Raw genomic sequence first — 23,066 nt, 5'->3', positions numbered from 1 at the left:
AAATTCCTCAATCCAAAATCGGAAATTCAAAATCCAAAATTGATTGACTCCCAAATAAAAAATATCCCACTGTTCCCAGTCAGCAATTAGCCAACATTCTATGCCTATAGGAATCGAGAAACTCAATCTGTACTCAGGGCAGTTCTATCTAGATATTGCCGATCTTGCCGAAGCGCGTGGTAAAAACTTCCAACACATTGCCGATAGTTTAATGTGCAAAACGCGATCGGTTTATCCAGTCTATGAAGATGCTATTACTCTAGCGGTGAATGCAGCCAAACAACTCTTATCACCTCAAGACTTGGAAGACATTGAACTACTAATTGTTGGTACAGAATCTGCGGTTGATTGTGGCAAATCTCTGTCCACCTGGGTACATCGGTTTTGTAATTTATCTCCTAATTGCCGTAATTTCGAGGTGAAACATGCTTGTTACGGTGGCACTGCGGCTTTCAAAATGGCTGCTTCGTGGGTAGCTTCAGGGGCTAGACCTGGGAAAAAGGCATTGGTAATTAACACGGACTTCAGCAGCGTCACGCTCAATACCGACCAGGAGTTTATCTGCGGAGGTGGTGCAGTGGCGATGCTCGTTAGCGCCAATCCAGAAATTCTCGAAATTGAACTGGATAAGGCGGGTTACTGGACAAAGGAGATTTCTGACTATCTGCGCCCCACTTTCAACACCGAAGTGATCAAAAGTGAAACGAGTCTTTACTCTTATTTAGATGCTTTGGAGGGAGCATTCAATCACTACGAGCAAATCGTGGGTTCTGTAGACTATGATGCTGATTTTAAAAAACACATTTATCATGCGCCCTTTCCAGCAATGACGTTTCAGGCACATCGCACCATACTCAACCGATTTGAAGCGGTAGGGAAAGCGGCTGCTAAGTTAAGTTTTCAATCAAAAGTTGCAGAGAGTATACATTTTGCTCAACAAATTGGTAGTTCGTATGGGGGTTCTAATTTTATTTGTTTGTTAAGTCTTTTGAATTATGCCAAGGATCTGAGTCCGGGCGATCGCATTTCCCTGTTTGCTTATGGTGGTGGCTGTCAAGCAGAATTCTACAGCGCCACCATTGGCAAGGCTGCAACTGAAATTGTCCGATCGCTCAACATTGACGAACATCTCAATCAGCGACTTCGTTTGTCTGTTGCAGATTATGAAGCTAGTGAATTGACCCGTGAAAAATATAGCGATCGCCGGGACTTTAACTTAGAAAACTATTTAGATGAACGCTATGAAAAACGCTATCGAGGCCGAGGTTTACTTGTGTTAAGCAATGTTGAAAATTACTATAGGCAATATCAATGGAGTTAATAGTAGAGGCCGTCCGATATAAAATCGATTCAGGAGTTGCCCAGATTGCCTTGGTGCAACCCCAAACAGGTAATGCACTCAATCCATCTTTAATTAATCAACTTAGTCAAGCGTTACAAGCTGCGATCGCCGATTCATCTTGTCGGGCGATCGTGCTTCGGGCTGAAGGAACTGACTTCTGCAAAGGACTTGATTTGGAATGGATATTACAGCAGGGAGGAAGACCTCAAATAGAACTGTTTCAAGCCTTTATAAATTGTCTGCAATTAATTTGTCATTCCCACTTGCCTGTAATCGCCTGTGTTGAAGGTAATGTTACAGGTGGAGGACTGGGTTTAGTTGCGGCTTGCGATCTCGTTATTGCCAACGAGAACGTAATATTTATGTTGCCAGAAGTCATCATTGGCATGATTCCGGCTCTGATTGCACCCTTTTTACTGCGTCGTCTGACCATAGCACAGCTCAAGTATTTAACCCTCAGCAGTCGGGGTATTAACAGCCTAGAAGCCAAGGCATTTGGGTTAGTGGATGAAGTGGCGACTGAAGGCATGGCTACCACCTTGAACCGACAATTACAACGGCTATTTCGTTCTTCTCCAGAAGCGATCGCTGCTAGTAAACAATATTTTGAACAACTCTATGGGTCAGATTTACAGCGACAAACCAATATTGCCCTGAATCAACTTGTTTCATGGTTAGCACAACCGGAGGCCTTAGAAGGAATTCAAAGTTTCACCGAGGGATTCTCGCCACCTTGGTTTCAAAAGTACAGGGGAAAAACCCATGTCTAAAGTTTTGCTCGCCAATCTTGAAGACGGCATCTTCCAACTGCAAATCGATGACCCTGAAAACGAAAATCGTTTGAGCGAAGAACTGTGCGATGAATTAATGACAACCCTGACCGATCTAGCTACAGAACCGAGCTTGAAAGTCTTGATTTTGAGTGGGCGATCGGATGTCTTCTGCGCCGGAGCAAGCTTAGACACCATCAAACAAGTTGTGAGTGGTAATGCAGATGTCAAAGATTTATCACTGCCCAACCAACTACTTAGCTTTCCCGTACCAATTATTGCAGCTTTGCAGGGTCATGCTGTGGGAGGTGGCATAGCGTTAGCGCTCTACTGCGATATGGCGATCGCATCCGAAAATAGTCGGTACGGAGTTAATTTTACAGATTTGGGATTTACTCCCGGAATGGGTATCTTATCTGTCTTACCTGCAATGGTTGGACATCACTTTGCTAGCGAGATGCTCCTCACCGCCAAGCTCTACAAAGGGAAAGAACTCAAAGGACGAGGTTTATTTAACTACATAGTTCCAGCTGAGGAAGTTATGACTTTAGCCTTGGATATGGCACGGAGAATTGCCGAAAAACCCAGACATGTTTTGGAGATGGTAAAAGACACCTTGTCATTACCCCGGCGTCAAGCTCTCCAAGCAGCATTGTCCCGCGAACACCTAATGCACAAAATCTGTTTTGGCGTTCCAGGGACATTATCACACATCGAAGCGGCTTATTTAGCCTAGATTTTGTTTTTTGATTTTCAATATAGGAGACAAGACATCATGGATCGAGAGCAAGTATTAAATGTCGTAATTAAACATATCAAGCTCAACGTAGATGGACTAGAAAATGTTGAAATAGATCCGCATAAAACCATCGGAGAATATGGAGCCAGTAGTCTTGACGGCGTAGAAATTGTTTCTGCTTGTATGCGAGAACTCAAAATAAAAATTCCCAGAACAGAAGTTTCTAGCTTTAAGACAATCAATGACTTGGTGGAATTGTTCGCCAAGTTTAAAGACGAAGCTTCTCAAGAAGTTAAAGTTACGCAATAAAAGGGCGATTAGTGAAGGAGGCAGAAGGCAGTGTTTCGACTAGGCTCAACAACAAGGGAGGAGGCAGGAGGAACCCACGCTTAAAAACGTGGGATTGAAGCATGGACGGACGATTTTTTGCTCTTTACAAAGTCCTCAATTCTTTTTATCAAAGTAGGTGGAAATGGTTACTCAAGTTGTCGAGTCTGATGTCCAAGATTCATTAATGGAATACTTGGAAGATCCGTTTTTAAATCACCTTTTTAAACAAATCAGAAAAGCTGAACAAATTAGAGGGATATCAGTTGATTTAACCCATGCGTGCAATCTTCGGTGTCAGGGATGCTATTTCTTTTTAGATGAATTGGATCAATTCAAAGCACCCAAAGATGAAGCCGAATTTGATACATTTATTGCCCACGAAAAGAGCAGAGGAACAAATTTTATTACAGTGGTTGGCGGAGAACCCAGCCTGATGCTAGAGCGATTGCAGAAGCTTTACCAGAATTTTCGGTTAATGGTTGTTACCAACGCCCTGATCAAAATTCCTTATGAGGGGTTTGAAACAATGCCGATCGCTATTTCTCTTTGGGGCGATCGTGAAACTGACAAGACACTCCGAGGGGGTGGTAAACTCGATGTTTTCAGCAAAGCTTTAAAAAATTACAAAGACGATCCGCGTGCTATTTGGCATTACACTACCACACCCGGTAACGCCCATGAAATCGCTAGCGTTGTCGAGCAGTGCGTAGCCAATGGTAATCGTGTCTTGTTTAACTTTTACAGCGATCGCATTGACTTAGGAGGAGTTTACGATCACAATCTGGGGTTTGCAGATGTACGAGGTGAAATTGACAAAGCGATCGCCCGCTACCCTGACAAAATTTTAATGACATCGTACATGAGCAACGTGTTTACCACACAGCAACTTTACGATGAAACTTGGGGTTATGAGGTTTGCACCAGTCTCACTGTAGATCATGAAATTAATCAAAACCGGATTAAAAATGGTAAACGTTATAACCCCCATTATCGCGCTTACAATCCCGATCTGAAATCAACTCGGCGTTGTTGCACAGGTGATAATCAAGATTGCTCAACCTGTTACCAAACTTGGGCGCAGGTTGGTTGGATCATGATCAATCTAGAACGACACCTCGCCTCCAAACAAGAATTTACTAACTGGCTGACTACGACATACCTGTTTTACCTGATGTGCCGCATGGTTGACTTTGAATCTGGCGTGCAACTTTTGCCAGAAATTCATCGACGAATCAAGAGTGCTGAATTTTGTTAGCGAAAAGCTAAGGTTTAGCGCGTGCTGAGTAAAAAACTGCCCCAAGGGTCAAAGCTAATACCCGTGTACATCAGTACTGAGTACTTTTTCCTCACTCAGGACTTAGCACTGAGTAAAGTAAATTGCTAGTCATTCAGGATCTATTCGTTTCTGGGACTTCCAGAGAATAAATTAACCAATCCATTAAGATGTATAGTTTTCTTTTTCTCCCCTGCCTATACAGCGATTGATTATTTTTTTAATTGGAAGTCCCTCTATATTGCTCGGTTTTTCGCAAAGGAAATAAATTGCTATGGCCACTCAAGTAATAGAAACCGAGGTACAAGATCCCTTAATGGAGTATTTAGAAGACCCCTTTCTGTATCACCTGTTCGCACAGATTAGAAACGCGGGCGCTATTAAAGGAATCTCTGTAGACTTAACTCATCTATGTAATCTGCGGTGTGAGGGTTGTTGTTTTTTCACCGATGACCTAGATCAAAATGCAGCACCCAAAGATGATGCTGAATTTGAGGCTTTAATTGCACAAGAAAAAGCTAGAGGCACTAACTACATTACGGCAGTTGGGGGTGAGCCTACCCTAATGCTGGATCGATTGCGAAAGCTGGCGCAAAATTTTTGGATGATTGTTGTCACAAACGGGATGATCAAAATTCCTTATGAGGGATTTGAAAATACAGCTATTAGTGTTTCCCTTTGGGGAGATAGCGAAACCGATAAAAAGCTGCGGGGAAAAGGCAAGTTAGATGTTTTCAGCAAGGCTCTCAAAAATTACAAAGACGATCGTCGAGCCTTTTGGTACTACACAACGACCGCTGGTAACGCCCATGAAATTGAACGGGTTGTTGAACAATGTGTCGAAAACGGTAATTGCGTAATGTTTAACTTTTACGGGGATAAGGCAGGGTTAGGAGGTGTTTATGATAATCAACAAGGGTTTGCAGATGTGCGTCATGAAATCGACCGGATGATTGCCCGCTATCCCGATCGCATCTTGATGACCTCGTACATGAATCAAGTATTTACTACAGGGCAAATGTATGACCAAACCTGGGGCTATGATGTCTGTCCTTGCATCAGTGAAAATCGCCCAGAGAATGCAGCCCGATTCAAAAATGGTAAACCCTATAATCTTCACTTTCGTGCTTACAATCCTGATGGCAAATCAACCAGGACATGCTGCACCAGCGAACATCCCGATTGCTCAACCTGTTACCAAACTTGGTCGCAGATGGGCTGGATTATGCTGAATATGGAGCGGCACTTAGGTTCTAAGCAAGAATTTACCAACTGGCTGACGACAATGTACGTGTTTTACTTGGGTGCTAGAGCTATAGATTTTGAATCTGGCGTTCAGCTTTTGCCTGAAATTCATCGGCGAGTGAGTGGGATATGAATCAAGAACCGATCGCGATCGTTGGTATTGGTTGTCGCTTTCCTGGAGGTGTCCAAAGCCCAGCTAGCTTCTGGAACCTGTTGCAAAATGGCAGGGATGCAATTACAGAAATACCTAGCGATCGCTGGAACGTTAACAAATTTTATCATCCCGATCCCGTAGAACCAGGTAAAATCTACAGCCGTTGGGGTGGGTTTCTTGACCAAATAGACCAGTTTGATGCCAAATTCTTTGGGATTTCTGGTGCGGAAGCGGCTCGAATTGACCCCCAACAACGACTCTTGTTAGAAACAACGTGGGAGGCGCTAGAGGATGCTGGACTTGTGCTGGAACATCTAGCTGGCAGCGATACCGGGGTTTTTATTGGGGTACTTAACCGGGATTACAGTTACATTCAAATGGAGGAGCGCAATCGCGATGCAATTAATGCCCATACCATAGTTAGCTCAAACCTCAACTTGGTACCAAATCGCATTTCCTACTGCTTTGACTTCACAGGCCCCAGTCTGCCGATTGACGCTGGCTGTGCCTCGTCATTAGTCGCCGTTCACTTTGCTTGCTCTAGTCTCTGGAATGGAGAATGTAGCCTTGCCCTAGCAGGTGGGGTCAATGTCATCTTCAAACCAGAAGTCAGCATCGCCATGAGTAAGGCATTTTTACTGTCTGCGGATGGTCGTTGCAAAACTTTTGATGCCGCAGCAGATGGTTTTGTCCGGGCTGAAGGTGTGGGGGTTGTTGTCCTCAAGCCACTGTCCCATGCCCTCGCTGACGGTGATGCTATTTATGCAACGATCCGCAGCAGTGCTGTCAGCCAGAATGGTCGCGGCAGCAGTTTTGCAGCCCCCGAAGCTTTGGCGCAGCAGGCAGTCATGCAAAAAACCTATCAGCGGGCAGGAATTCTCCCTCAGCAGGTGCAGTATGTAGAAACTCAAGGCTCCGGTTCGCCGATGGGGGATGAGATTGAAGCTAAAGCGATCGGGGCTGTCATCGGCAGCGATCGCTCTTTGGGCAATGAATGCGCCATCGGATCTGTAAAAACAAATATTGGACACATGGAAGCGGCTGCCGGTATTGGCGGACTCATTAAAGCAGCGCTAGCAGTTAGCCATCGTCAGATTCCACCCAATCTGCATTTTCAAACCCCCAATCCCAAAATTCCTTGGCAAGAACTGCGGTTGCGCGTGGCACAATCTTTGGAACCACTAACAAATAAGGATAATCAACCACCGATCGTCAGTGTGAATGGATTTGGTCTGGGGGGCACGAATGTTCATGTGATTCTGCAAGGTGTAGAATCCTTGCCAATTGATACTGCGATCGCTAACCAACCACAACTATTTTTAATGTCAGCTCGTAGCCCAGAGGCTCTCAAAGCCTTTGCTAAAGCTTATATTCAGTTTTTAACCCAGGATTCTAGCGCCGGAATTTCCTTGGCAGACATTTGCTACACAACTAGTTTGCGCCGTAGCCATCACTCCCACCGTTTAGCAATAGTGGTTGATTCTAAGAAACAACTTGCCGAGCATTTAATGGCTTTTCTTGCACAAGAAAGCCGCCCCTCAATGTTTTCCGGCTATATAGAGCAACACAAAAACAGTAGAGTGGAGGAAAATTCTGGTACTGAATGCTCTCAAATGCTGAATTCCTTAGCAGAGCGCTATACCCTAGAAGATTCCATTGATTGGAACGCTCTTTATCCCAATGGTGGTTCTTTTGTGCGTTTGCCGTCCTATCCGTGGCAACGACAGCGTTACTGGCAGGAATCAGAAGCCTCACGGCAAGATAGATTAGGAGAACATAATATTGCCCAAGCCTCTAGTGCGGTTATATCCAACGGCTCTCAGATTGATATTATAAAGCAATGGTCAGTAGCGGCAAATAGCCAACGCACCGATTTATTAAGCACTTACATTCAAGCACAAATTATCCAAGCCTTAGAGTGTGAAGCTGTTCAAGTTGATGTCCAAAAGCCACTTAATAGTATGGGCATAGATTCTCTAATGGCTGTGAGTCTGAGAAATCACATTGTCACCAATTTAAAGATTGAACTGCCAATCGAACAGTTCATTGCTAGTCCTAGCATTGCGGAATTAGCTCAAGCTTGCAACGAACAATTAATTTTGAAAAATTTGATCCCAACTATTCAGATTGCTAATTTTGTTGAAGAAATAGAGGAGTTAACACTTTAGCCTCAGTTCGGTATTGAGACAAGTACAAAAACAGAAGCAGATCGGGTTTTGGAGAGGGCTGAATATGGCATTCAATGAATTGTTAGCATCCAGTTTGTCAGTCAAAAATTTAGTAGAACTGACGCGTTATCGCGCCGAACAACAGCCCGATCGCCTCGCCTATAGTTTTGTGCTGGATGGAGAACAGGAAGTAATTAGTCTCACATATCGAGAACTCGATCTATCGGCACGAGCGATCGCAGTGCAACTGCAAACTGTCACTGCCAAGCATGAGCGTGTTCTGCTTCTCTACCCGCCTGGTCTTGATTTCATTACCGCCTTCTTTGGCTGCTTATACGCTGGTACGATCGCCGTTCCTGCTTATCCGCCTCGACAAAATCAGTCCATCTCCAGGCTGATGGCAATTATGGCAGATGCCCAGGCTAGGGTTGCCCTAACTACAACCTCCCTGCTCACTACCATCGCTACTCAGTTTACGGATCGTCCAAACCTGGCTACAAAACAGATTTTAACTACCGACACCATCACTAATCAGCAAGCAGAGTTATGGCGCGAACCCGTACTCGATCCAAACGCGATCGCATTTTTGCAATACACCTCTGGCTCAACCGGGACACCCAAGGGGGTTATGGTCAGTCATGGCAACTTACTGCACAATTTAGAACTGATTCATCAGTTTTTCCAAACCACTCCCAACGAATTAGGCGTATCTTGGCTGCCCCCTTATCATGATATGGGCTTAATCGGCGGCATCCTCCAACCCCTTTACGTCGGTTCCTCAATAATTTTGATGTCGCCTGTTGCGTTTTTGCAGAAGCCCTACCGTTGGTTAGAAGCAATTTCCCGCTATCAAGCGACGATTAGCGGCGGCCCGAATTTTGCCTATGACTTGTGCGTACAGAAGATTCAGCCAGAACAATTAGTGGGTCTTGACCTGAGCAGTTGGAAAGTTGCTTTCAATGGTGCTGAACCAGTTCGTGCCCAGACCCTAGAGCGATTTGTTACCAAGTTTGAGCCTTACGGCTTTCGCCCTGAAGCTTTTTATCCTTGCTATGGGATGGCTGAAGGCACATTGTTGATTTCCGGGGGGATAAAAGAGTGCTACCCAACGGTGTGTAATGTAGAAAGTGCTGCTCTCGAACAAAATCAAGTTGTGTTCTGTGGAGAGCAACAGCAGCATAGTATCAAGATTGTTGGGCAGGGGAGGACGGGGTTAGGTCAAACAATTGCGATCATCAATCCGCAATCTTTCAAGAGATGCCCAGATGATACAGTTGGAGAAATTTGGGTTACAGGAGCGAGTATTGCTCAAGGGTACTGGCAGAAACCCCAAGAGACGCAAGAAACATTCTATGCCTGTTTAGACGATGGCGAGGGTTCGTTTCTGCGGACGGGCGACCTGGGATTTCTGCATAATGGTGAATTATTTGTTACCGGGCGACTCAAGGATTTAATTGTGATTCGAGGTCGCAATTACTATCCTCAAGACATTGAACTGACGGTGCAGGAAAGTCATTCAGCTCTCCGGCACGGTTGTGGAGCAGTGTTTGCCATTGAGGTAGAAGGGGAAGAAAGAATCGTCGTTGCTCAAGAAATCGAGCGCACCTATTTAAGAAAGCTCAATGCCGAGGAAGCGATCGCGGCAATTCGGCAAGCGGTGTCACAGGTTCATGAGTTATCAGTTTATGCAGTGTTGCTGCTCAAGACTGCCAGCATTCCCAAAACTTCGAGTGGTAAGATTTCCCGTACTGCTTGCCGCAATGGATTTCAAACAGGTAGTTTGGATATGATTGCTGCTGACATCTTGCCCCAATGGGATGGTGGAGATAGCGAATATAAACTCACAGCAGCAGAACTGTTAGCGATCGCTCCCCCAGAAAGACAGCAGCATTTAGAGTCTTACATTCAAGCAAAACTAGCCAGGGGACTGAAAGTTGACTTGGCAAAACTCCATCCCCAACAACCCTTGCATCAGCTAGGCCTTGATTCCTTGACTGCAATTGAGATTAAACATCAAATCGAAGTCGATCTAGAAGTCAATGTTCCTGTGGTCAAGTTTCTAGAAGGTGTGACGATCGCAAATCTCGCTGCTCAAATTCTCAGACAATTGACAGGAGTAAATTCTCAGCAGCAAGGCGAAAAGCTACCCTTTTTCTGCATTCATCCGGTGATGGGTGTCGCTTCCGTTTATTCCGACTTGGCAGAGTTATTGGGTCAAGAGCAACCTTTTTATGGGCTACAATCTGCCGGGATTACTGGCGAAGGCAAATCAAAAGATTGTATAGAAGACATTGCTGCTGAGTACATCCACGGTATCCAACAGGTGCAGCCAGAAGGCCCCTATTGTTTAGGAGGTTGGTCTTTTGGGGCGCTGGTGGCATTTGAAATGGCCCAACAGCTACAGCAAGCAGGGCAGTCCATTGCCTTACTGGCACTAATTGATACTCCCGCCTTTTGCGACAATCGCACTCAGAATTTCTTCCAGATGGCTAAATTTTTACTGAATTCCGTGCTTCGCAATCTTAGCCCTTATCTTGATGAGACAGTAGACCATTTTCTCACTGCTGTCGAAGAACGACAACTCACCCAACAGATTGGAACTAAGACCTCGAAGCCATTGCATTTTTTGATTGAGCCAGGAAGTATAGCTAAAGTTGTTGCCCACCAGTCCAGGCTGAGTAAGCTTTTCCAACCAGCTGCGCGACGGCTATTTCAAGTCATGCAAGCTAACAACTCAGCTCTTCTCAAATACAAGCCACAGCCTTATCCAGGTAAAGTTACTCTCTTTCGGACGAGCAAACAAACTGGAAAAAATCCCCAAGATGCAACCCTTGGCTGGGGCGATCTAGCGATCGGCGGAGTTGAGATTCATCAAATTCCGGGAAACCATCTGAATTTAGTTCTCCCACCTCATGTAGAGGTACTTGCCGAAAAGCTAAAAGCTTGTCTCGATCGCGTGCAGGTTCAAAAGATGGAGGTGTTGTAGATTTACCCTTTTCTAGGAGGCTTGTATTAGCTTGATAATACTATCAGGATATTTATAAAAATAAATAATAACTAAAATATTCGCTTTGATTACTGATAGTTATAAAACAGCACTAACTGATATTATCCTATCAAGTCACCATCTATATTCAGAGGATAAAAGTCAAACATAAGTAGAGCGACTTCAAAAAACCAAACTATGTAAAGAAAAATGAAATAGGCTTAAACCCTTTTTCCTGCTGCCTTCTGCTTTATCCCAATAATAAATATTCACACCGACCTACTTCTTATGAGTATACCTTTAAAGCTTCGCAGTGGTTTTAGCTTTGATGAAGCGATTTTAATGGCTAAGTTCTCCAAACGAAGTTATGAAATATTTCAAGTTGGAGGAGGCTCTGTTGAGGATGCCGAAGTCCAAGATATCTATAACTCTCTGTATAAGAATGAGGGCTGGAAATTAGTTCATAGCTTGCACAATAATGAAACTAATATCCGAGGTTTCATTTTTAAACGAGAAGGAAGTAATCAATTTGCGGTGATTTTTCGAGGCTCTATTGTTACAGATCGCGGTCAAATTGAATTAACGGATATTTTGACCGATCTCAATTGGTCATTAATTAACTATGGTTCTCTACCAGATACGCGAGTCAAAGTCGCACGGGGATTTTTTGAAGGATTTGAAGCTGTCAAAGATGAACTTGCTGCCTTTTTTCAGGTTCTCTTAGGTCAAATAAATGCTCAAGATTTTGAGATATTTCAAACCTTGAATTCTGGCAAACAAATTGCTATTGCCCATGCCATTGCTGCGGCTGGAGGAATCCGATTCGGACTGGCCTTTGAGCGCCGATTAAAAAAACTAATTTCGGAAGTCTTCTCTTATGATGCGATCGGCAACCTGAATCGAGCCTGGAGTTTTGCCCGCGATGAACTGTTGAACTTTGAAGACATCTCTAGAGAAATGAGTGAGTTATCGAATAGTCGCAGGGCTGGCGCTAGCTTGAATTCTATATCTAAGATACCTAAAAATACCAGCCGTCTTGAGGTTTACGTGGGAGGCCATAGTTTGGGCGGTGGTTTAGCTCAACTCGGCGCTCTGTTCTTAAAACGCCGTTTTAGTTCTTTAGGAGAGTCAGCTTTACGAGTCAAAGTATACACCTTTGGATCTGTGAAAGTTGGCAATCGGCATTTTGCCAATTACTACAACGAACAATTAGGAGAAGGATTTAGTTACCGCATCGAAAATCAACTGGATCTGTTTACTCTAGTACCTTTTAGCCTTCCTTTCCCTTTAAGTATGGTTGCTGGCAATGGCTTGAGATTGGGGGAACTTTACTTAGGCAATTACGAACATGTGGGAGAAGTTCATCACGTAATTGGACTGGGAAATCACGGTGTCTCTCTGAATTTTGGGGGAGCGGCAGAATTTATGGGAGGCGTTCCTTTCCCTCACAGCTTCGATACCTACATTCAACTGCTAGAAGAAGATAAAAAACGGTGGCATCAATTGTGGCAACCCATTAGAGGAATTCTCAGCATCTTTTTACAAGAAATGCTCCAAGAACAAGAAGCTGGGATTGTCATGACCACCGAAGAACAAATACGGGGAGTTCAAGAACAGACATCTGAAGAAATTCGGAATCTCAAGCAATCTCTAGACGAACTTAAAAGCGAAATTCAGCGATCGGGGCTGAACTTGAAGAACGAATAAGAACTGGTAATTTTCACTACTTATGACCCCTACTGTTACTGTTCGCAATCTTAGTATCTTTGCTGGTCTACTTGCCTTAAGTATCGGGGCTGGATACGTTTTCCTGTTGAAAGTATCTAGCCAGCCACCCGCCAACAACGCCTCGTCATCTTCGTTATCGTTGCCCCCTGAAAAAACAAAAGTCCTGGCATTGGGGCGGTTGGAACCAGAGGGGGAGATTACTAAGGTTGCAGTTCCAGTGGGGGCACAGATTGATAAGTTAAAAGTTTCTGAGGGTGATTGGGTTAAAGCCGGACAAGTTTTGGCTTATCTCAAAAGTCACCCAGAAATGCTGGCTAAACGAAATTTGGTTGCTAGCCAGTTAGAGGAGGTGCAAAAACAGATACAAACAGATAGCTCCCTCAATAAAATTGAGATTAGTCAGGCACAAGCACAGATTGGTCAGATTTCTACTCCTCGTTTGCAAGAAATTAGCTCTCAAGAGGCTGCTGTTCGCCGATCGCAAGCAGAGTTGAATCAAGCAATTATCATACGCGATCGCTATGCAAAACTTTATGCTGAAGGTGCAGTTCCTAAAGAAGATTATGAGATTAGGAAGTTACTGGTTGTACAAACCCAGGAGAATTTAAGTCAAGCCAGAGCCAAGTTAGATCAATTAACCACGACCCGCACAGAAGATATCAAAGTAGCTCAAGAGAACCTCAAACGCTCAGAGATGAATTTAAAGCGAGTCGCTAGCCATAGTGGGTTGACTTCAGCCATCCAAAATTTAAAACTGGCCCAGGCACAGTTAGAGCAAACTATTATCCGTGCGCCCAAAAACGGCCAAGTCCTGAAGATTTACACCCAGGCTGGAGAAGTGATTTCCGATCGCGGGCTTCTGGCTCTGGGCAACACACGTAATATGTATGTAGTGGCAGAGGTTTTTGAAACAGACGTTAAGTTGATTAAGGTCGGACAGCGAGCAACGATTACCAGTCCGGTTTTTGAAGAAAAAATGACTGGCACTGTCGCCAAAATTGGTCAACTAGTGTTCAAAAACGACATTATTGGGGACGATCCGACAGCAAAATCAGATGTCCGAGTGGTAGAAGTGAAAATCCGCTTAGATCGAAGCAAACTTGTCTCCGATCTAAGTAATCTGCAAGTAGATACCGAGATTGATTTGAATTAATTCGCTAAATAGGGAATAGGGAACTTAGACTTTAACAATTTTTGCAGATGTCTAAATTATCAGGAGTCAGGGAATGTGACTAAACGTCAGCACCGCAAACACTGGAAAGGGCCTCCGTTGGCATGGCGCAACTTAATGCAGAGTAAAGCTCGCTTAAGCGTGGGAGTTTCAGCCATTAGCTTTGCGGTTTCCTTAATATTTATGCAACTTGGACTCTTTGGCGGAGTGATGAAGGGAGCGACGCTCCTCTATGACAGCCTCGATTTTGACATTGTATTGATTTCATCCAAGTCGCCAGAGTCTACCAATGTTCCACCCTTTCCCCGACGTTATTTGTATCAGGCGGGAGGGATGAATGGCGTTGCTGCTGCTAGACCGCTATACCTGTCATTTGGCTCGTGGCGCAATGTAGAAACGACGCGAATACGAGCGCTTTTGGTTTTGGGGTTTAATTATCGAGATCGTGTGTTGCGCGTGCCAGAAGTTTATCCGTATTTACAAGACCTGCAACGCCAAGATACCTTGCTAATGAATCGCTTTTCACGCTCCGAATTTGGCCCGAGAGAAGTAGGTCTGAAAACCGAACTGAGCAGGCGACAAGTTGAGATTGTGGGGTTGTTTAGCTTAAATAACACTATCCGTGCTGATGGCACTGTGATTGTTAGCGATGGAAATTTTATTCGTCTCAATCCGGGGCGATCGCTAAATGATGTGAGTCTGGGCCTGCTGAAAGTTGAGCCGGGTGTAAATGTTGATGAAGTCGTACAACGCTTACGCCAAATCATGCCGGCAACGATTAAGGTGTTCGATCGCCAGGAAGCCATGGCCAGAGAGCAGGAATTTTGGGTTAAATCTTCTTCGCTCGGTTATATCATTGGTGTTGCCGTTGTCATGGCTTTTTTAGTTGGGACTGTCATTGTCTATCAAGTCCTGAGTTCTGATGTCACTGAACGCTTGCACGAATACGCAACTTTAAAAGCCATCGGATATACTAATCTGCGTTTGTTGACAGTCGTTGTCCAAGAAGCGGTTGTGCTGGCGGCGCTGGGGTTTATTCCTGGTTGTCTTCTTGCTTTGGGCATGTACCATGCCATTTTTATTGCCACAAGACTACCAGTCGCCATGACTGTTAGCCGGATGTTATTAGTATTTGGCTTGACGATTCTGACATGTAGTGCGTCTGGACTTATTGTTGCTCGCAAAGTATTAGTTGCAGATCCCGCTGATGTTTTCTAGGAAAAAGGTTCGAGTTGTCCTTTTTAAGTTTTCCCTTGCTTGGCGCAACCTGATCCAGCGCCGATCGCAGTTTTTCACAGCATTAGCCGCGATCGCCTTTGCAGTTTTTCTGATGTTTTCCCAACTCGGATTTCAGAATGCAATGTTGAATAGTAACGTTGCGTTTATTCAGGTATTAAATGCTGATTTAATCATGCTCAGTCAGCGACGCTATGTTACCGTTATTGACGAAACCTTTAATCGAACTCGATTATATCAAGCTAGACAATTTGAGGGCGTTGCCGCCGCTTATCCTCTTTATATCACTCTCGGTAGTTGGAGACGTTATGGAACTGCTGAGGAAAGATCTATCCGAGTACTGGGATTTAATTTAGACGATCCTGTTTTTCTTTTGCCTGAGATTCAAGCCGCTGAATCCGTTCTCAAAATGCCCAACACTGTATTGACCGATAGCAGGTCTCGCAAAGATTATGGTTCTATGCAACCGGGTGTGACGACTGAGCTTTCTGGTGTCAACATCAAAATAATTGGCACGTTTGAACTGGGTGCTGACTTTGTAACTGATGGTAATTTAATTATCAGCGATCTTAATTTTCTGAGAATCTTTGCAACTAGACCTTCTGGCATTGATTCCAAGTTTCGTTCATCGCTCAACGACGTTGATATTGGTCTAATCAAAGTGACACCAGGAACAAATAGCGATCGCCTAGAAAAATTTTTGAATCAATCTTTACCATCTGATATAGTTGTTTACACGAAACAACATTTTATTGCCAAAGAACTAGATTATTGGATGCAATCATCTGGAATTGGGGCGATTTTTGGACTAGGAACAATCATCGGTTTTGTGGTTGGTATTGTCGTAGTTTACAATATTATCTATAGTAATGTTGCAGATAATCTACCTCAATATGGCACTTTGAAAGCCATTGGTCATTCTAATTTTTATCTTGTCAGTATTGTTTTTTTACAATCTATTATTCTCTCATTTTTTGGTTTTTTTCCGGGTTTTTGCTTAAGCTTTATTTTTTATAAGTTAATTACTACGGCTACAGGGCTGCAATTAGAGATGAATTTTAACGTTATCAGCTTTGTGCTATGTTTAACGATTTTAATGTGTGTTATTTCCGGACTGATAGCAACCAGAAAGCTGCAAAAGATAGATCCGGCTGATATTTATTAATAAAAACTTTGAATAGATGTTGATTTAAACTAATGTCTACCCAACCAGTTATTCAAATTAAAAACATCAATCATTATTATGGAAAGGGTCAATTACGCAAACAAATATTATTTGATATTTCTCTGAAGATTTATCCTGGAGAGATTGTGATTATGTCCGGCCCCTCCGGGTCTGGGAAGACAACCCTGCTGACTTTAATTGGGGGATTGCGTTCTGTTCAGGAAGGTAGCCTTCAAGTACTAGGACACGAGTTAAGCGGGGTGAGTAATCGGTTGCTGGAAAATGTCCGCAAGCAGATAGGGTTCATTTTTCAAGCTCATAATTTGTTAGGTTCCCTAACCGCAAACCAAAATGTCCAAATGTCTTTGGTGCTGAATGATGCGATCGCAATGGAAGAAGCGCAAGAGCGATCGCAAGCAATATTAGAGCAAGTGGGACTGCAAAAGCGAATTCATTCTTATCCGCACCAGTTATCGGGCGGACAAAAACAACGAGTGGCGATCGCACGAGCACTAGTAAACCGACCCCAACTGATTTTGGCAGATGAACCAACAGCAGCGCTAGACAAAGCCAGTGGTCGAGATGTGGTGGAATTGATGCAAAAACTGGCAAAGCAGCAAAATTGTACGATTTTGCTCGTAACCCATGACAACCGGATTTTAGATATTGCCGATCGCATCGTTCATTTAGAAGATGGGCGTTTAGCCTCGCCTACAGAGCAAGCAATTCTAGACATTGAGAGTACAACGACCTCATTAGTTAAAGCAAATAAAGAGGAATTGAGCCGCAAGATCCAAGAATTAACCATCCCTCAATTTTTAAGTTTGTTGCAAAAGCTCAAACAAGAATTTGAACAAGTTTTGCAAGCAATGGATCTTCTCAGCGAGCAAATGCTAGAAGCAAATATTGAGGAAGTGATTAGAGCTTTATCCTTGAAAATCGCCCAAATTATGGCTGCGGATCGAGCTACGATCTTTGTCGTTGATGAGGTAAAAAATCAGCTCTGGGCTAAGGTTGTCCCCAATGAAAACGAAGAAGCATTAGAAATTTTCCTACCGATGAATGGTAGCATTACTGGTTATGTTGCCACAAAGGGTGAAAGTATGAATGTAACTGATGCTCAGAACGATCCTCGGTTCTATCGAGAAATCGATCGAGTCACTGGATATCATACTCGTAATATCCTTTGCTTACCGATGTTCAATAGCACAAATCGAGTGTTTGCAGTGGTGCTTTTAACCAATAAATTAGGAGATACTTCCTTTGATGCTAATGACGAAAGTCAGTTTTGCGAACTAACTACACCTCTAAGCGTCATATTAGAAGGCAGTCTTTCAGTGCTGAAACAATATCGATCGCGAGTGATTCAGAATTTGCAGTTGTAGAATTAATATAAGGAAAAGATTATGGCTTTCAGTGCCACACTAAAAATTAGCAATGATGTCGCTAAAATCACTTTGTCTGGAGAATTGGATGCCATGACTGCACCGATTTTCAAGATAGAGGTAGAGAAAGCAGTAGCTGAACATCCAAAACACCTCGTGTTGTTGATGGAAGACTTAGAATACATGGCCAGTGGGGGTCTGCGGGTACTCATTTTTGCCAAACAAACAATAGATGCGGCTGCGGATATTTACATAGTTGCTCCCCAGGAAATGGTATTAGAAACACTCAAAAAAACTGGATTCGATCAAAGCGTGCTTATAGTCGATGAATATGTCGCTTCGCTCTAATTCAAAATACATCTCCGAAAAGGCAGGACTGCGATCGGGTAGCAGGACAAGGCGATCGCTAAGATTGATTTAGAATCAGCAAAAAAGTCACAAAAAAACACCGAGACTAAAAATAACAAAGTCACTGTACACTTTCATTTATAGGCTCTGTCAATTCACTAACTTCCTATCTTCTCTCCAGTGAATTGTTAAGTTCGCCAACAGTATCGATTGCTCATTTACCCCCTAAAACAGCTATACATTTTTCGGTTACTCATCAGAGTTGAACGTCTCACGTCTCGACGAGTAAGGTAACATGAGAGTATCTAAACCTTTGTGATTAGCTTGGGTAGGAGAAGAAATTCCACTACTAAACGCCAGATACAGCGCCTTCATTAAAATATGTCTGAGGCATTGCCACAAAAGCGATTAATTAAGTCTGTTCCTGCAAACGAGACACAGCGGTTGTCCGCGCTGCATCGCTACAGGGTTCTTGATACCCCTCCGGAAGTAGCATTCGATCGAATTACTAGGTTGGCAGCACGGCTGTTTAATATGCCGACCGTGCTAATTTTTCTGGTTGATGAATCAAGAGCCTGGTTTAAGTCCTGCGTTGGTTTTGATGCCCGCGAAGTACCGCGTGATGATACATGCAGCTTTGCGGTGTTAACAGACGAGCCACTGATTATTCCTGATACTCGACTCGACGATCGCTTTGCCTGCAATTCTTTTGTGCAGATTGAACCGGAAGTACGGTTTTATGCGGGTGCGCCCCTGCTCAGTCAAGATGGCTTCAATCTGGGAACACTGTGTCTGCTCGACAGTCAGCCCCACGACCCTTTGAGCAAAGAGCAGCAAGCCACTCTGGTGGATCTGGCAGCAATGGTAGTCGATGAACTGGAACTGAGATTGGCATCTCACAAAATTGCTCAAGTCGATGCGGCGCTGTTGGAAATCACGCAAGGCGTAGCGACAGTAACAGGTAGTGCTTTTTTTGATGCATTGGTACAGCACTTTGCCAATGTTTTAGACACCGATTATGTCTACATTGGCTTGGTCGAGAGTGATGAGCTCAAACGGCTGAGAACGATCGCCACTTACGCTCACGGTCGAATCGTGGAAAACTTTGAATATTTCCTGCAAGATACACCATGCTGGGAAGTGCTTGAGCAGGGAAAAGTTTGCTGCTACCCGCGCAATGTGCAGGCTCAATTTCCGAATGCGCCCTTGCTTAAACAGCTTGCGATCGAAAGTTATGTAGCGACTCCCTTCTTTGACTCGAATGGCACACCTTTAGGGTTATTAGGGGTGATGGATGGTGAGCCACTAGAGAATGTGCATCTAGCAGAATCGTTGCTAAAAGTCTGCGCCGATCGGATTGCGACAGAACTAGAGCGTCAGCAAGTAGAAATTGCCCTACACGAATCTGAGGAGCTAAAGCAACGCATTCTCGACAGCAGTAGAGACTGCATCAAAGTTTTAACGTTGAACAGCGAAATCGTCTACATCAGTCCCGGTGGGCTGTGTCTCTTGGAAATCGATGAGCCGACTACTATCTTGAATACAATTTGGGTCGATCGCTGGCAGGGCAAAGATTACGAGAATGCCCAAGCTGCGATCGCAGCTGCTACCCTGGGCAACATCGGACAATTCCAAGGTTATCTCGCCACTGCCAAAGGCACACCGAAGTGGTGGGATAGTCGGATCGCACCTGTGCGAGATGCTTCTGGACAGGTTGTGCAACTGGTGGCAATTTCACGAGATATTACCGATTCTAAACAAGCAGAAGCCGAACGCCTGCAAGCAGAAATGGTGCTGCAAGAAGCGCACGTGCAGTTGGAGTCTGCTTTAGCGGCAGGATCGGTCTATACGTGGCGTTGGAACATTCCGGCCGATCGCGTTGTTGTCAATGCTGCCTTAGCTCACCTGTTTGACGTAGACCCAGCAGACGCAACGACGGCAGGGTTGCCAATCGAGTTCTTTATCAACTCGATGCATGAGTCAGACCGTCCTCGCGTTTTAGCCGCCATCCAGCAGGCGATCGAGACGGGAGAGAAGTATACGGCTGAATACCGCGTTCATACTGCCACTGGCGAGGAGCGTTGGCTCACTGCACGCGGGCAGGTTGAATATGATACCGCAGGCAACCCGATTGCATTTCCCGGTGCGCTTGCCGATATTACCGAGCGCAAACGGGCTGAGTCAGACCGCGATCGCTTCTTCCAGATGTCCCACGATATGCTGGCGACCATTGACAAAAATGGGTACTTCATCCAGCTAAATCCAGCCTGGACAGAAACGCTCGGATACACTCTACAAGAGCTAGGCGCACAGCCTTACATCGAATTTGTGCATCCAGACGATCGAGCAAAGACGATAGCTGAAGCCCAAGTCGTTGCCCAGGGCAAGCCCACGATCGAGTTTGAAAACCGTTACCGCGCTTGTGATGGTTCCTACCGCTGGATTTCGTGGAATGTTGTCCCCTTTATTGAGCAAGGACTCCTCTACTGCGTGGCGCGAGATATCACCGATCGCAAACAGGCAGAAGCAGCCATTGCAGCCGACCTTCGAGATACACAACTGTTGCATGACTTAAGCGTACAACTCATTAACGAAACCGATATTCAGGTACTTTATGACAAGATTATGGCAACCGCTATCGTGCTTACAGGAGCAGATGCCGGAACGGTGCAAATTCTCGATACCGTGACACAAGACTTGCTGCTGCTTGCCACCCAGGGATTTGAGCCAAACATGACTGAGCATTTTTACCGCGTAAATATCAGTTCTAACACGTCTTGCGGCATCGCCCTCAGGAATGGCAATCGCACCTTCATTGACTTCGATGTGCCGGAGAGCGAAGACCCTGATGGTTCATTGCGAATACATGTGGAGGCTGGATACCTCTTTGGGCAGTCCACCCCGCTGATCGCCCGTTCTGGTAAACCGATCGGCATGGTTTCCACGCATTGGCGAGAGTACCACCGACCCAGCGATCGCGAGTTGCGGTTTCTTGATTTACTTGCTCGCCAAGCTGCTGACCTGATTGAGCAACGGCAGACCCAAGCAGCCCTGCGCGACAGTGAAAACCGCTTCCGCATGGCGATCGAGTCTGCCCAATTAGGCACCTGGGACTGGAATCTGATTACCAATCAATTGATTTGGGATGAGGGTTGCAAAGCCATGTTTGGCTTACCACCAAAAGCCGAAAGCAGCATTGAGGTCTTTTTTGCCGGACTGCACCCTGAAGATCGCCAACGACTAGAACAGGTAGTGCAATGGACTTTGAACCCAGCAAGCAGAGGCAAGTATAACGTAGAATATCGGACGATTGGGATTGAGGATAGGGTGGAACGGTGGATTGCAGCAAGAGGACAGGCTTACTTTGATGCAGATGGAAACCCGCAACGTTTTATTGGCACTGTACTCAATATCACTGAGCAAAAACGCATTGAGGCCGAACGCGAACAACTCCTTGCCCGCGAACAAGCCGCCCGAACGGAAGCCGACCGCGCCAACCGGATCAAGGATGAGTTTTTGGCAGTGCTGTCGCATGAATTGCGATCGCCTCTCAACCCAATCTTAGGTTGGACGCGCCTACTGCAAAACGGCAAACTCACTCCAGCCCGTCAAATTGAAGCCTTAGCAACGATCGAGCGCAATGCTAAACTGCAATCGCAACTGATCGAGGACTTGCTTGACATTTCCCGGATCATGCAGGGCAAGCTCACCTTAACAGCGGCTCCGGTCAATTTGGCATTTGTGATTTCTGCTGCGATTGAAACTGTGAGTTTGGCGGCAGGCGCGAAGAATATTCAAATTACACTTGACCTTGATTCGGAAGTTACTCCTATTTCTGGCGATGCTGCCCGACTTCAGCAAGTAGTCTGGAACCTGCTGACTAATGCCATTAAATTTACTGCTAACGGCGGACAGGTGACGGTTGAACTGAGGCGAGTCGATGCCGAAGGCAGCAAGCTTCGCAATCAGATGGCTCAAATTCGAGTCATTGATACTGGAAAGGGAATCAATCCGCAATTTTTGCCTCATGTGTTTGAGTATTTTCGGCAAGAAGACGCCTCAACCACCCGCAGGTTTGGCGGTTTGGGATTGGGACTGGCGATCGTTCGGCAAATTGTAGAACTACATGGTGGCACGGTCAAAGCAAAGAGTCAGGGTGAGGAGCGAGGTACCACCTTTATTGTGCAATTGCCGACGCTGCAACAGGCAATACTGCTCGTTCCTGAGCCAATCCAGACTCAAGCAGACTCAGAAACGCTCTTAAAAAATGTTCAAATTTTGCTGGTGGATGACGATACGGATACCCGCGAATTTCAAGCTTTCCTGCTGGAGCAAAACGGGGCAAAAGTGGTCGCGGCTGTCTCTGGCTTAGAAGCGTTGCAGGTGCTGGATCGGTTAATTCCAGATGTGATTGTCAGTGATATCGGGATGCCTCAAATCGATGGCTATATGCTGATGCAGCAGATTCGATCGCGTCCACCAACTCAGGGAGGAGCGACTCCCGCGATCGCGCTGACGGCTTATGCCGCAGAAATCGACCAGAAAAGAACACTTCAAGCTGGATTTCAGATGCACCTAAGGAAACCGCTGGAGCCAGAACAATTCGTCAGCGCGATCGTGAGCCTGCTTAAATCAAACCGATATTGAGCCGAGATACAAGTAAGTGCGATTCGTTTTGGAGAAACCCAGTTTTCTGGGGGGATTCCAGGCTTTAGTACTATATTTGAGGACACCATAGGCTAAGTAGTGTTTACCAAAATATTCACTGCGATGGTCGAAGACCCGCCTTCGGCGATTGCCTATCGAGCCAAGCAATTGTCAATGTTACCTCAAGCGGTTAGTGATATCAGACGGGTGCTGTCAAAGCCTACGTGTAGCTGGCAGGAGTTTTGGGATGTTGCCCAAGAATATGAGGTAATCAAACAGGACTACTGGGCGGAATTGACTAGTAAAGAGACTAATCTGCTCATTACATCAGACAAGCTACTGTAATAAGGGTGCTTTCAAGACGACTTGTAGTTTTGAT

Annotated in this window: 16 protein-coding genes and 1 pseudogene; all 17 read left to right on the top strand. The window is 45.0% G+C overall.

Annotated features, from left to right (window positions below):
* Nucleotides 1-100: 100 nt before the first annotated feature.
* The 17 genes and pseudogenes from V7K45_RS03820 (at nt 101) to V7K45_RS03740 (ending at nt 23,032) form a co-directional block, all read left to right on the top strand.
* Nucleotides 101-1,321: a hydroxymethylglutaryl-CoA synthase family protein gene (locus tag V7K45_RS03820; RefSeq protein ID WP_335000537.1), complete on the top strand. Its 1,221-nt coding sequence runs from the start codon at nt 101-103 to the stop codon at nt 1,319-1,321.
* On the top strand, nt 1,312-2,112 hold the full coding sequence (locus V7K45_RS03815; RefSeq protein WP_335000535.1) for an enoyl-CoA hydratase/isomerase family protein: 801 nt from the start codon (nt 1,312-1,314) through the stop codon (nt 2,110-2,112). The genes V7K45_RS03820 and V7K45_RS03815 overlap by 10 nt, the downstream gene beginning before the upstream one ends.
* On the top strand, nt 2,105-2,848 hold the full coding sequence (locus V7K45_RS03810; protein WP_335000533.1) for a polyketide synthase: 744 nt from the start codon (nt 2,105-2,107) through the stop codon (nt 2,846-2,848). The genes V7K45_RS03815 and V7K45_RS03810 overlap by 8 nt, the downstream gene beginning before the upstream one ends.
* Nucleotides 2,849-2,887: 39 nt before the next feature.
* Entirely contained in the window at nt 2,888-3,160 is a 273-nt protein-coding gene (locus V7K45_RS03805) for a phosphopantetheine-binding protein (RefSeq protein WP_292809529.1), read from the top strand.
* A 163-nt stretch (nt 3,161-3,323) separates the two neighbouring features.
* Nucleotides 3,324-4,436 (top strand): radical SAM protein, encoded by a 1,113-nt coding sequence (locus V7K45_RS03800; RefSeq protein WP_335000531.1) that lies wholly within the window; start codon nt 3,324-3,326, stop codon nt 4,434-4,436.
* A gap of 292 nt (nt 4,437-4,728) precedes the next feature.
* A complete protein-coding gene (locus V7K45_RS03795; RefSeq protein ID WP_335000529.1) occupies nt 4,729-5,832 on the top strand; it encodes a radical SAM protein in 1,104 nt (367 codons plus the stop codon).
* A complete protein-coding gene (locus V7K45_RS03790; RefSeq protein WP_335000527.1) occupies nt 5,829-8,021 on the top strand; it encodes a type I polyketide synthase in 2,193 nt (730 codons plus the stop codon). The genes V7K45_RS03795 and V7K45_RS03790 overlap by 4 nt, the downstream gene beginning before the upstream one ends.
* Nucleotides 8,022-8,085: 64 nt before the next feature.
* Complete coding sequence (locus tag V7K45_RS03785) at nt 8,086-11,007, top strand: AMP-binding protein (protein ID WP_335000525.1); 2,922 nt, start codon at nt 8,086-8,088, stop codon at nt 11,005-11,007.
* A gap of 288 nt (nt 11,008-11,295) precedes the next feature.
* Nucleotides 11,296-12,714 (top strand): lipase family protein, encoded by a 1,419-nt coding sequence (locus tag V7K45_RS03780; RefSeq protein WP_335000523.1) that lies wholly within the window; start codon nt 11,296-11,298, stop codon nt 12,712-12,714.
* Nucleotides 12,715-12,736: 22 nt separating this feature from the next.
* Nucleotides 12,737-13,888, top strand: coding sequence for an efflux RND transporter periplasmic adaptor subunit (locus V7K45_RS03775; RefSeq protein WP_335000521.1), 1,152 nt, complete (start codon nt 12,737-12,739; stop codon nt 13,886-13,888).
* A 75-nt stretch (nt 13,889-13,963) separates the two neighbouring features.
* Entirely contained in the window at nt 13,964-15,124 is a 1,161-nt protein-coding gene (gene devC / locus V7K45_RS03770; RefSeq protein WP_335000519.1) for an ABC transporter permease DevC, read from the top strand.
* Nucleotides 15,114-16,307: an ABC transporter permease DevC gene (devC, locus tag V7K45_RS03765; protein WP_335000517.1), complete on the top strand. Its 1,194-nt coding sequence runs from the start codon at nt 15,114-15,116 to the stop codon at nt 16,305-16,307. The genes devC (V7K45_RS03770) and devC (V7K45_RS03765) overlap by 11 nt, the downstream gene beginning before the upstream one ends.
* Nucleotides 16,308-16,339: 32 nt before the next feature.
* Nucleotides 16,340-17,050: pseudogene (locus V7K45_RS03760) on the top strand (DevA family ABC transporter ATP-binding protein); the annotation flags it as partial.
* A gap of 126 nt (nt 17,051-17,176) precedes the next feature.
* A complete protein-coding gene (locus tag V7K45_RS03755) occupies nt 17,177-17,692 on the top strand; it encodes a GAF domain-containing protein (RefSeq protein ID WP_335000715.1) in 516 nt (171 codons plus the stop codon).
* A 21-nt stretch (nt 17,693-17,713) separates the two neighbouring features.
* Nucleotides 17,714-18,040: an anti-sigma factor antagonist gene (locus V7K45_RS03750; RefSeq protein WP_292731024.1), complete on the top strand. Its 327-nt coding sequence runs from the start codon at nt 17,714-17,716 to the stop codon at nt 18,038-18,040.
* Between the two features lie 381 nt (nt 18,041-18,421).
* Nucleotides 18,422-22,687 carry a PAS domain-containing protein gene (locus V7K45_RS03745; RefSeq protein ID WP_335000515.1) on the top strand — a complete coding sequence of 1,422 codons (4,266 nt, stop codon included), beginning with the start codon at nt 18,422-18,424 and terminating at the stop codon, nt 22,685-22,687.
* Between the two features lie 99 nt (nt 22,688-22,786).
* Entirely contained in the window at nt 22,787-23,032 is a 246-nt protein-coding gene (locus V7K45_RS03740) for a hypothetical protein (protein WP_335000513.1), read from the top strand.
* The last annotated feature ends 34 nt before the right edge of the window (nt 23,033-23,066 follow it).

It is taken from the genome of Nostoc sp. (genome assembly GCF_036917375.1).
Classification (GTDB): domain Bacteria; phylum Cyanobacteriota; class Cyanobacteriia; order Cyanobacteriales; family Nostocaceae; genus Nostoc.
This window is presented reverse-complemented; position numbering and strand designations above follow the sequence as displayed.